The organism is Cytobacillus sp. (assembly GCF_032154635.1).
In the GTDB taxonomy this organism is placed as follows: domain Bacteria; phylum Bacillota; class Bacilli; order Bacillales; family Cytobacillaceae; genus Cytobacillus.
Genome location: NZ_JALDXW010000002.1, coordinates 210,663 through 222,635 on the forward strand (window position 1 = coordinate 210,663; position 11,973 = coordinate 222,635).

General features: G+C 37.6%; 12 protein-coding genes. All 12 read right to left on the bottom strand.

The genetic code is table 11. The features are described 5' to 3' along the window. Positions 1-73: 73 nt before the first annotated feature. The 12 genes from ftsZ to RUH74_RS03010 all read right to left on the bottom strand — a co-directional run bounded on the left by ftsZ (position 74) and on the right by RUH74_RS03010 (position 11,972). Positions 74-1,219 (bottom strand): cell division protein FtsZ, encoded by a 1,146-nt coding sequence (gene ftsZ / locus RUH74_RS02955; protein WP_313798753.1) that lies wholly within the window; start codon positions 1,217-1,219, stop codon positions 74-76. A gap of 44 nt (positions 1,220-1,263) precedes the next feature. Then, entirely contained in the window at positions 1,264-2,553 is a 1,290-nt protein-coding gene (gene ftsA / locus RUH74_RS02960) for a cell division protein FtsA (RefSeq protein ID WP_313798754.1), read from the bottom strand. Between the two features lie 258 nt (positions 2,554-2,811). Then, positions 2,812-3,174: a small basic family protein gene (locus RUH74_RS02965; protein ID WP_313798755.1), complete on the bottom strand. Its 363-nt coding sequence runs from the start codon at positions 3,172-3,174 to the stop codon at positions 2,812-2,814. Beyond that, positions 3,174-3,908: a DUF881 domain-containing protein gene (locus RUH74_RS02970; RefSeq protein ID WP_313798757.1), complete on the bottom strand. Its 735-nt coding sequence runs from the start codon at positions 3,906-3,908 to the stop codon at positions 3,174-3,176. The genes RUH74_RS02965 and RUH74_RS02970 overlap by 1 nt, the downstream gene beginning before the upstream one ends. Positions 3,909-3,997: 89 nt before the next feature. Next, positions 3,998-4,714, bottom strand: a complete 717-nt coding sequence (locus tag RUH74_RS02975) for a DUF881 domain-containing protein (RefSeq protein ID WP_313798758.1) — start codon at positions 4,712-4,714, stop codon at positions 3,998-4,000. Further along, complete coding sequence (locus tag RUH74_RS02980) at positions 4,680-5,480, bottom strand: cell division protein FtsQ/DivIB (RefSeq protein ID WP_313798759.1); 801 nt, start codon at positions 5,478-5,480, stop codon at positions 4,680-4,682. The genes RUH74_RS02975 and RUH74_RS02980 overlap by 35 nt, the downstream gene beginning before the upstream one ends. Positions 5,481-5,672: 192 nt before the next feature. Further along, positions 5,673-6,581 (bottom strand): UDP-N-acetylmuramate dehydrogenase, encoded by a 909-nt coding sequence (gene murB, locus RUH74_RS02985; RefSeq protein ID WP_313798760.1) that lies wholly within the window; start codon positions 6,579-6,581, stop codon positions 5,673-5,675. Positions 6,582-6,679: 98 nt separating this feature from the next. Beyond that, a complete protein-coding gene (gene murG / locus RUH74_RS02990) occupies positions 6,680-7,774 on the bottom strand; it encodes an undecaprenyldiphospho-muramoylpentapeptide beta-N-acetylglucosaminyltransferase (protein WP_313798761.1) in 1,095 nt (364 codons plus the stop codon). A 200-nt stretch (positions 7,775-7,974) separates the two neighbouring features. Further along, entirely contained in the window at positions 7,975-9,075 is a 1,101-nt protein-coding gene (gene spoVE, locus RUH74_RS02995) for a stage V sporulation protein E (protein WP_313798762.1), read from the bottom strand. Positions 9,076-9,186: 111 nt separating this feature from the next. Beyond that, positions 9,187-10,539 (bottom strand): UDP-N-acetylmuramoyl-L-alanine--D-glutamate ligase, encoded by a 1,353-nt coding sequence (gene murD / locus RUH74_RS03000; protein WP_313798763.1) that lies wholly within the window; start codon positions 10,537-10,539, stop codon positions 9,187-9,189. Beyond that, complete coding sequence (mraY, locus tag RUH74_RS03005) at positions 10,540-11,514, bottom strand: phospho-N-acetylmuramoyl-pentapeptide-transferase (RefSeq protein ID WP_313798764.1); 975 nt, start codon at positions 11,512-11,514, stop codon at positions 10,540-10,542. Beyond that, the gene (locus tag RUH74_RS03010; protein WP_313798765.1) at positions 11,511-11,972 is read right to left on the bottom strand and encodes a hypothetical protein; all 462 of its coding nucleotides are present in this window, start codon (positions 11,970-11,972) and stop codon (positions 11,511-11,513) included. The genes mraY and RUH74_RS03010 overlap by 4 nt, the downstream gene beginning before the upstream one ends. Position 11,973 lies beyond the last annotated feature (1 nt).

Consider the following 11,973-nt stretch of genomic DNA (forward strand, 5'->3'; position numbering starts at 1 on the left):
GTTGCTCAGATAACTCCTTTCAGAAAAAAAGACATGCTCTTAATTGGAGCATGTCTTTTACTATATTTTTAGATTATCTTCTTCTATTTCGGTTGCGTAAGAATGTTGGGATATCTAATGTTTCTTCTGCTTGTTGTGATGGAGTATTCCTCACTGGTTCATGCGAAATCTCTTCTCTCTTTTGCTCACGTTTAACAGTTCCCATCGCATTTGGCTTTTGTTGTCCAAATGATGGTCTTGTTTGTGGCTGCTTTACCTGAATGACATCTTCATTAAATCCAGTTGCGATAACTGTTACAAGAATCTCATCATTTAGATCCTCATTTATAACAGAACCAAAGATCATGTTAACATCTTGATCAGATGCTGTTGCAACAATGTCAGCTGCTTCTTGAACTTCATATAAACTTAAATTGGTGCCGCCAGTAATGTTCATCAAAACCCCTTGAGCACCATCAATTGATTTCTCAAGTAATGGAGACGAAATTGCTTTTTTTGCTGCTTCAGTCGCACGATTTTCACCTGAAGCAATCCCGATTCCCATTAAGGCTGATCCTTGGTTAGACATAATTGTTTTAACATCTGCAAAGTCTAAATTGATTAATCCTGGTGTAGCAATTAAATCAGAAATCCCTTGTACCCCTTGACGAAGGACATTATCTGCTTCACGGAATGCTTCCAGCATCGGTGTGCTTTTATCTACAATTTCTAATAATCGATCATTTGGGATAACAATGAGAGTGTCAACCGCTTCCTTCATTGAAGTAATTCCACCCGCAGCTTGTGTTGAACGCTTACGGCCTTCAAAAGTGAATGGACGGGTAACAACACCAACTGTCAAAGCACCTAAGTCCCTCGCAATTTGGGCAATTACTGGAGCTGCACCAGTTCCAGTTCCGCCACCCATTCCAGCAGTAACAAAAACCATGTCTGCTCCCTTTAATGCTTCTTCAATTTGCTCTTTACTCTCCTCAGCTGCCTTTTTTCCAACTTCAGGGTTAGCACCAGCTCCAAGACCACGTGTCAACTTTCCGCCAATTTGCATTTTTATTTCTGCTTTTGATAGATTTAAAGCTTGAGCATCGGTATTAACAGCTATAAATTCTACCCCTTGTACACCATGTTCAATCATTCGGTTAACCGCGTTGTTACCGCCGCCGCCAACGCCGATGACTTTTATCGTTGCTAATGAATCTAAATTAGTATCAAATTCCAACATGACAAATCCTCCTAATTCGTCGATGTTCCTAAAGAACACCATTTTTACTCAAAAAAGTATCCAAGGAACTTCTTCACTCTTGATGTAATTTTTTCTTCCGGTTGTTTTTCCGGCTTTGTTTTCGGTTGCGGTTGTTTTTGTACGCGTTTTTCTTTCATTTCCTGAGTATTGACAGAGGCTGCTCCCCCCATATCTCTTCCTTGAAGCTTTGCATTTTTATATGCAAATTTAATTAATCCAACTGCCGTAGTATATTGAGGCTCTCTAACACCAATATAATCCGGAATGGCAATACGAACCCGATTCTGTAATACATACTGAGCTAGTTCTAGTATCCCCTGCGTATTTGCCACCCCGCCTGACAATACATACCCACCAGGCAAGTCATGGGTGCCTAAACGTCTTATTTCATTTTGGATGAGATCAAAGATTTCTTCCATTCTTGCTTCAATTATATCGGATATTTCCAGCTGATTAAATTGCTGATGCTGGTCACTTCCGATAATAGGAACACTAAATACTTCATCTTCAGATGCATGATCATAGAAAGCATATCCATATTTTATTTTTATTTTCTCTGCATCTTCTGTAGAAGTCCGCAGGCCAATTGATATGTCTTTCGTAATATGATCTCCTCCGACTGGTAAGACACTTGTAGCTTTAAGTATTCCCTGCTCAAATAGAGCAATGGTTGTTGAACCACCACCAATATCCACTAGAGCAACCCCAAGGTTCTTTTCATCCTTAGATAGTGCATATGCTCCAGCAGCTAGAGGCTGAAGTGTAATATCAATAATCTCAAGACCAGCACGTTCAACACAGCGTAATGTATTATGTAGGACTGTCTTCGATCCAGTAATGATCGTTCCTTCCATTTCAAGGCGGACACCGATCATCCCGCGAGGATCACTGATCTCATCTAACCCATCGACAATAAATTGTCTAGGAATGACATCAATAATATCTCTTTCTGGTGGAATGGAAACGACTTGTGCCGCATCAATGACTCTTGCAACATCCTCATTTGATATTTCCCTATTCTCACTAGATACGGCAACTACACCATGTGAAGGCTGAAGCATGACGTGATTCCCAGTAATCCCCACTATCACACTAGTAATTTCCATTCCTATCATTCTCTCAGCCTGTTCAATTGCTTTCCTTATCGAATGAACGGTTTCATCTATATCAACAATGGATCCTTTTCTTAACCCCTCGGACTTTACACTGCCGACACCAATTATATTTAAAGAGTCGTTGACCATTTCTCCAATGATAACCTTTACACTGGATGTACCGATGTCAAGACTTACATATATTTCATTGTTGTTCATTCTTTGGCACCTCCTTTTGCATTTCAATACCCAATAACATTTTTCGTTCATTAACTTTAACTTTGATGGTTAAAAAAACTATATTATTCTGGTTTAATTGACTTTTTTTGAATCGAAAAGATAGTAGAAGGCAATATCGGAGCAAAAAATTCTTTAAAATACCCACTAAAGCACCATAATTTGCTCCAAATTTTCCTTTGATAATTTATTTATACTATAAAATTATTCGTCACAACTATCCTTTTCCCTTTTTAAAAATTAATTTTTTTCTGTTTTTTCCCTGCTGCTTGTCCATTTCGTTAACAAAATCCTTCTAATAACAGCAATATTTTGGAATAATCTCACCCCAAATGCAAATACTGCCGCTAAATATAAGTCTACACCAAGATGGACACCTAGAAAAGCCAAACTTGCAGCAAGTATAATATTAAAAAAGAAACCTGAAACAAAGACCTTTTCATCATAAATATTTTGAAGTTGCGCCCTTATTCCTCCAAAGAGTGTATCAAGGCCGGCAAGTACAGCAATTGATAAATAATTTGCGTATTCCTCAGGTACTTTTATTTCTGTAAATAATCCGAGTATCACACCAATAATTAGTCCTAATACAGGAAGCCACATTATGAATTGCCTCCTTTATCAGGATCTACAGGCTTCATATCCCTAATTCTAATTGAATTTTGATAGGCGGGGATTGTTATTTTCCCTTCTGGTTTAATCACTTTCACCCGTAAATTGTCAACAAAAAATTCATCAGCTGATTTTGATACTTGCATCCTGTTGTATAATTTCTCAGCTCCCTTTGCATCTTCAGCGATGACCATTATTTCAAATGGAAGTTTCTTAATTGAATGACCATCAATTTTTGTTTCATTATTTATATCTCGGATAACTGTAGTATTGATAAGACGTTGGTTATCTATTGCTATATGTGTTGCTTCATACATATTCAGTTCATTTACTAATCTTTTCAATAAGTCAGGAGATACATTAGATACTGTTTTGCCAATAAGTAAATCTTCCATCACAGGCTCAATTGATAAGATAATTCCATATCCAGTTACTTCTGTTAGTCCCGCCTCTTCCTTTAGCTCTTTCAAAGTATCTCTTAAAACTTGCTCCTTGCTATGCTTTAGCTTCGTTTCATACTGGGCAATCTTCGCTTCATGCGATTGAACTTCACGAATTAATTTTAGTTGCAGCTCGTTTTCTTTCAGGATGTCATCACGAAGCTGCCATGTATCTCGAGTATCGCGGACTACAGGCTCCTTTACCGTTCTAAACTGAATGGCAATCATAAAACCTATCACGATGGCAATAAGTGTGAAACTAAGATTATTTTTCTTCCTGTCCACGTTTTTCACCTTGCTTTCCAAACTTTATTTAAAAAGTGGACGTTAAACTAGTGTGAGAAGCTTTTACTAGGATCTATCTTCCCTATAAGTTAAGAAGCTTGTAATAATGGCTCCATTACTACTTCACCTTTCTCTTCTATAGTAAATTGAATATTTTCATTTACTAAGGAGTCCTTTACTCCTCCTGTTAAATTTAATGCAGAAGATAATACCTCAGCATCTCCAATAGCAGAAATAACAAAGGGAGCTGGATGCTGGTAACCGTCAATTTCAATTACAGGACCATTGCAAACAATATAGGAATTATGAGAAAGCCTTTGTCCATTAATGGCAATGGCTGAAGCACCAGAAATATACAATTCATTGATAACCTTAAAAACATGTTGTTCATGAACAATATAATTATTTATATTTTCTTCATCCGGGTTATAGGCGCCATCTGCGAGAGTCACCTCTACACCTTCCCCTTTTACTGCAATCTTCCCTAGATACATTCTTAATTTCTCTGTATCTTCTGCAAGGTTAAAATAAACTTGAGCTTCCTGTGACAATTCATTTTCAATTTCACGAACCTGCTCTTGCTTTTTATGCAAGTCCTTTTGTAATTTGAGATTTTTTTTCTCCAAATCAACCAATTGATGACGAAGTTCTAAATCTCTATCCCACTGTTTTCCTGTAATAGCTGTATTCTCTCCTTCACTTTTCGTCACATGATAAGAAAAGGCAATAATATAACCGAGAACTAGGAAAACTAATGAAAATATTACATGATTACCCTTCACCTTCAGTTTCTTCCTTATTTTCATTTTCATCAGCTCCCTCTTGTTCATATGCTTTAAAATAAGAGCCGACCTCCATATCAATAACTCCTTCCTTGGCAGGATCTAATTGGCTTACGATAGAAGGGTAATGTGCCATTTTTTCCGAAAAGCTTCTAACCGTAGCACTAACCTCAAATCCATCATTCATGAAAAGTGTAACATGATACTTATCAGTCTCTTTTGGGGTATGATGAATCTCTGAAATAGAATTGAACACTTCATCCGGCAGTTTTCCAAGTTCTTCTATCATTTCATTCAGGACATTGCCTTCGGAAAAACCGATAAGAATTGGGGCATTTGCTGGAATTTCCTCATTTTCACCAGTATTCTCTAATATCTTCCCATTTTCATTTACTGGAAAATAATGTTTATATTTTTTTATGTAGGCAATCCGTTTATATTCCTTTATAGTAATAGAAACTGTATTCGGCAAATTAACTTTAACAGTTGCCGTTTTTACTTCAGGAAGCTTTTTTAGTTTATCCTCAAGCGATCCTTCTTTCACCTTCCAAATATTCGTATTTTTTGAAAGGCCTGCTGTGTTTATCAGTTCATTGTCGCTATAAAAAGAATTTCCTAATACTTCAATTTTATGTACATGACTTAATGGTGATTGGAAATAAACAATAAATACAATAAGTGAAAAGAACAGAAGGAGTAAAAAAATAAGTCTTCTATTTGCTTTTTTTCTCCTTTGTTGCTTAAGTTTAGGAATCCGATCCTCAAGAGATACTATTTTCCCATTTTCCATTCCACTCCACCTCAAGACATCACAAAATTGCTTGTCCAATTATTGCATCCGAAAAGCGAGCACTAGCCTTTAGGATACAATAATTGAGAAAACAACGGCACGTCCAGACATGCCGCTTTTACCCGAATAATCTTATGATCATTAGAGTATAATTATATCACAAGAAGTTGAATAAGTAAGGATTATTTCCCGTTACTTTCGACCGATTATTTCCACTTCCGTGTGCATTTCAACCTGATATAATTCATAAATTTTATCCTTGATATAACTAATTAATGACAATACATCTTGTGCTGTTGCATTGCCTGTATTCACAATAAAATTTCCGTGCATATCAGATATTTTTGCTCCACCGATGGAATACCCCTTTAATCCAGCTTCCTGAATAAGCTTCCCAGCGTGATTTGGCAGAGGATTTCTAAAGATGCTGCCAGCACAAGGGAAATTCCATGGCTGGGTAACTTTACGATATTCCTTATTTTTTTGCATTTCCGAGAAAATAATGTCTTTGTCTCCTGATTGCAGCTGGAAAGCTGCTTCAAGAACTATGCCTGGCCGTTCCTTTTGGAGCACAGAGGTTCGATAGGAAAACATCATATCTTTATTTGATAGCCACTCAACTTTTCCGCTCTCAAAAAGGATGAGCGCCTTTGTTAATATATTGGAAATATCTGAACCGTGTGCACCCGCATTCATAAATACGGCTCCCCCTACTGAACCAGGGATCCCACTTGCGAATTCTAGTCCGCTCAGCCCTTGTCTGCTAAGCTGTGTAGAAAGACTGACTAAAGAATAGCCCCCGCCTGCCTTTACTTCTGTTCCGTTTATCGTAAGGCCAGACATTCCCCGTCCAAGTTTTATCACTGCACCCTCTATCCCTAGATCTGAAACAAGTAGATTTGAACCTCTGCCAATTGCTGTCCATTTCACTTTATATTCATTCATTAATTCCATTGTTTTAATCATATTTTCAATTGAAGAAGGCTCGATAAATAAATCCGCAGGACCACCTATCTTCATCGTCGTATGATTGGCTAAATATTCATTTTCCTTAACAATGCCAATATTTAATTCATGGAGCTTTGCAATTAACTCATTCACAAATATCCCCCTTCTCTTCCAAAAAAATCAATATTAATACAATTTTATGCACCTTTACTTATGTAGGCTACAGCCTTCGTAAGTAAAGGCATCATCCATTAAACTCTTACAAGTTCTTCCATTAATTGATAAAGTCTTCTTGCCGCATCTGGTATACCAAGTTTTTTTGCAGATTTTTTCATTTCCTTTAATTTCTGATCATCCATTAATATTTGATCCATCCCTTCAACAAGCTTTTTGCTTGTTAACTCTTGTTCTAATAGGAGGACTGCTGCTCCATGATCACTCAATGCCCTTGCATTTTTTTCTTGATGATTATTCGTTACATATGGACTTGGAATTAAAATACTCGGTATCCCCAGTGAAGTTAATTCAGCAAGTGTTGTTGCCCCTGACCTTGCAACAGTTAAATCCGTTCCAGCAAGAACCTCAGGCATATTATGTACAAACGGTTTAATCATAACATTTTTAGGATTTCCGATTAATTCAACTTCCTTCTTTACCTCTTCATAATGAACTTCCCCAGTTACATATAAAATCTGATATGGTTTTTCGCCAAGTTCAGTAAGAGATTTCAGGACTGCTTCATTGATTGGTTTTGCTCCCCTACTTCCGCCTACAATTAATACGAGCGGGACATTGGTCTTTAAACCAACTGAAAGTCTTCCCCTTATTCCATCCTTCCCAAGAACCTCAGATGCACGCGGATTTCCTGTTAAGACCACTTTTTCTTTAGGAAAATACTGCTTGGCTTCTTCAAAACAAACTGCCACACGGTCAACATATTTGCTTAGAAATTTATTTGTTAAGCCCGGGATACTGTTTTGCTCATGAATAATTGTTGGTATGCCTAGCTTTGCAGCGGCATATACGACAGGACCGCATACATAGCCCCCTGTACCAATAACAACATCTGCATTGAACTCCTTTAGCATCCTCTTACTCTCACGCACCCCTTTTAAAAACCTGAGCACAGTTTTAATGTTCTCAAATGATAGCTTTCTCTTAAAGCCCGTTATATGTATCGATTGAAAAGGAATATTTTCTCTTGGAACGATCGTACTCTCTAAACCTTTTTCAGTACCAATATATAAAAACTCCACGTCTTTTTCTTCTTTTTGTATTTCCCGAATAAGCGCTAGTGCCGGGTATATATGTCCACCCGTTCCGCCGCCGCTAATAACAATCTTCATCTTTTCACCTCAAAAGTCGAGTTTATTAATATATAAAACGGTTCCTCCACTTTCCACTATTCTACTATATAAAAACGTACGATTAAAAACAGAAACCGTTTTGATATGCAAATGTAATAAATATTGGGTAAATCATCCTACTTTATTTCTTTTATATAAAAAATGAAATAAAAAGAAACCCTGCTGTGCAGGGTCAGGTCTTAGAATTTTGAGTAACGGCTAATGTTTAACAACACACCGATAGCCATTAGCATAAGAGTTAATGAAGAGCCTCCATAACTTAAAAACGGAAGTGTAATACCAGTAACCGGCATTAATCCCGTTACAACCCCAATGTTAATCATAACCTGAATGGCCACCATAGCCACGATACCTACTGCAAGAAAGCTGCCGTATAAATCTGGTGCTCCAAGAGCAATCCTAATCCCCCTCCATAACAGCAAAGCAAACAATATAATGACGAAAGAACCTCCAATAAACCCAAGTTCCTCTGACAGTATGGCGAAAATAAAATCTGTTTGCGGCTCAGGCAGGTAAAAGAATTTCTGTCTACTTTGTCCAAGACCTAATCCAAATAATCCTCCAGGACCAATCGCATACAGGGATTGAATGATTTGAAAGCCGCTTCCTAACGGATCTTCCCACGGATCTAAGAAAGAAGTAATCCGTTTCATCCGATAAGGAGCTGAAAGCACGAGACCTACAAATCCAGCTAGACCAATGAGTCCTAAAATGACGAAATGGCGTATTCTTGCACCAGCAATGAAGATCATAACTATACAAGTGCCCACCATTACAGTTCCAGTCCCTAAGTCTGGCTGAAGCATAATTAGCCCAAAAGCTAAAAATACTAATCCTAACGAAGGAACTAACCCTTTATTAAATGAAGTAATTAGTTTCTGCTTTTCAGATAAAAATTTTGCTAAAAAAGAAATCATCGCTAGCTTCATAAATTCGGAGGGCTGAATTGAAAAGGCGCCTACACCTATCCAGCTCCTAGATCCATTTCTTTCATTACCAATCCCTGGGATTAATACGATGATTAATAAAATAAAACAGATAATAATAATTACCTTAGCCCAAGTTCGCCAAGTCCAGTAGTCAATGTTCATAATGAAAAACATGGCTGCAATGCCAACCGCAGCAAAAAGCATCTGTCTTTTTGCGAAGAAAAAGGAATCATTAAATTTATACTCTGCCCATACAGCACTCGCACTGTATACCATTGTTAGCCCTACAGCAAGCAATGTTAGTGTAACGATTATTAAGATTAAATCGGGAGTCGTTCTTTTTGTTGGCAACTAAAACACCTCGAATGCAAGTTTTAGGGCTTTGTAACGAAAGCTTTAACTCGCATACAAGCGAATAGGATGACTACCATGGTGTGTTTATCAGAAATCGTGTCCAAGCCCTCACTTAAGCATATGCACCGCTTGTATAAAAATGTCTCCCCTAACCTCAAAAGTTTTATATTGATCCCAGCTGGCACAAGCGGGTGATAAGAGAATCACATCTCCAGGTTCAGATAGCTGGTAAGCTAAGGGTACGGCTTTTTCCACATTATCGACACGCTTAATTGTTTTTATTCCTGCACTTTCAGCTACACGTTCGATTTTTTCCGCTGTTTGTCCGAATGTAACAACCGATTTTACATTCTTTAAAAATGGAGCGAGCTCATCAAAATCATTTCCTCGATCCAATCCACCAGCAAGTAGAATAACTGGCTCATTGAAGGCAGTTATTGCATTTTGCGTTGCAAGAATATTCGTCGCCTTTGAATCATTATAGAACTTTCTTTCCTTAAATTCACAAATAAATTGCAAGCGATGCTTCACCCCAGAGAACGTTTTTAAGACTCTTAAAATTGCATCATTCTCAACACCTGAAAGCTTAGCAGCCGCGATAGCAGATAAAATATTTTCTAGATTATGTGCCCCTGGTAAACGAATATCTTTTGTTTCTACCACTTGTTCATCATTAAAATAGATCCAGCCATCCCTAATAAAAGCCCCTTCCGCCAATATTCTTTTTGAAGAGAAAGGAATGATTCGGGCATTAGACTTTTTCGCAACAGTCATCGTTTCCTCTTGCTCAGCGTTTACGATAAAAAATTCACTAGAAGTCTGATTTTTAGTAATATTTGCTTTTGCTCTTACGTATTCTTTTCTTGTCCCATGATAATCGAGATGTGCATCATAAAGATTGGTTAATATAGCAATCCTTGGATTAAATGTTTCAATGCCCATTAGCTGAAATGAAGAAAGCTCGATAACAATCGTGTTTTCAGACGTTGCTTCCTGTGCAACAGATGAAGCAACTGTTCCAATATTGCCAGCAATAAGAGGGAGCTTTCCACCTTGCTTAAGCATGTCAAAAACAAGGGTAGTAGTCGTTGTCTTCCCGTTTGTTCCAGTGATTGCCACAAATGGTGCATCTGAAATTTGGTATGCAAGCTCCACCTCAGTTATGACTGGGATTCCTAACTCAATCGCCCTTTGTATCATTGGATTATGATAAGGAATTCCTGGATTTTTAACTACAAGCTGAAAGCCTTCGTCAAGTAATTCTACTGGGTGTTCGCCGCAAATTACCGTAATTCCCTGTTCAAGTAGCTCTTGAGCTTCTACATTTTCAGACAGCGGCTTAAAATCGTTTACGGTTACAAATGCACCAAGTTTATGTAATAGTGAGGCTGCAGCAACCCCACTCTTTGCTAGCCCAAGGACTAGTACTTTTCTATGAAGATAGTGATTAATCTGTTTCAATTACATCCACACCTCGATATAAATTCCAAGAATTGCACAAAGTACACCAACTGTCCAAAATGTAACAACTACACGCCACTCTGACCAGCCTACTAACTCATAGTGATGGTGTAACGGACTCATGCGAAATATTCTTCTTCCCGTTGTTTTAAAAGAAATAACCTGAAGAATAACTGAAAGCGTTTCAATGACAAATACGCCGCCGATTATTATTAATATGATTTCCAACTTTGTTAAAATCGCAACCGCAGCAATTGCTCCACCTAAAGCAAGCGAGCCAGTATCTCCCATAAAGACCTTGGCCGGATGAGCATTAAAAACTAGAAAGCCAAGAACAGCGCCAGAAACTGCAACAGAAAAGATCGATATTTCAAACTGAGATAAACTCCATGCCAAAACAGCAAACGCTCCAAAAGCGATTGCTGCAGTCCCTGAAAGAAGACCATCTAAGCCATCGGTAAGATTAACTGCATTTGAAAAGCCAACAAGCCAGAATATAATAAAGAATACATAAAACCATCCTAAATCAAAAGAATAATCCGTTAATGGGATATGAATGGCCGTTGAAAACTCATTTTGTCTTAGGATAAGGTAAAAAATTACAGATATGACGATTTGTCCGAGCAATTTTTGTAAAGAAGTCAATCCTAAGTTTCTTTTCATAACTACTTTAATAAAATCATCTAAAAACCCGAGTAAGCCAAATCCAAGTGTTACTAGCAAAAGTAAATAAATTTTCATTGTTGGCTCAGAGAATTTACTAGTCATAACTATGGTTGTAATTGTAATAGAGAGAAGGATCACGATTCCCCCCATCGTTGGCGTTCCTGATTTTTTCAGATGTGACTGTGGACCTTCCTCCCGAATACTTTGCCCGAACTTTAACCTCCGTAAGAAGGGAATAAAAAGCGGAGAAAGCAATGCTGATATTAAAAAGCCCATTATAATTGTGAAAATAATAACCTTCTCCATCATTTCGCTCCCTCCTTTCCGATCTGGAGCTTTTCCCTAACAGTCAGTATTTTTTCTGCCATTACAGCAATATCATATGTTGATTCGGTTTCTTTCAGACGTACTTCATCTAAAAAAAGAAAATTCGTCACTTCGTCTCGTGTTTGATTCATATTGCTAATATTTTCTATATATAGTTCCATCATGTCCTTTAAGCCTTTCAATAAGTCATTTGTAATAAAAATTGGGAAATGATTAGGAGTATAGGAAGGGATGCTTTCTCTCTCATCCCACAATGCAGCAATTGCTCCATTTTCTATCGCCTGACTCAACTTCCCTGATCCTTCCTCAAAAGGAATAAATAATCCCTTCGGCTGCAATACAGCAGAATTTGAAGCGACCGTATGAAAATACAGCTCATAATCCTGTATCCCATATTTATTTGGAAACAGTTTCGCTAATTCACCATACGTTAAAAACATG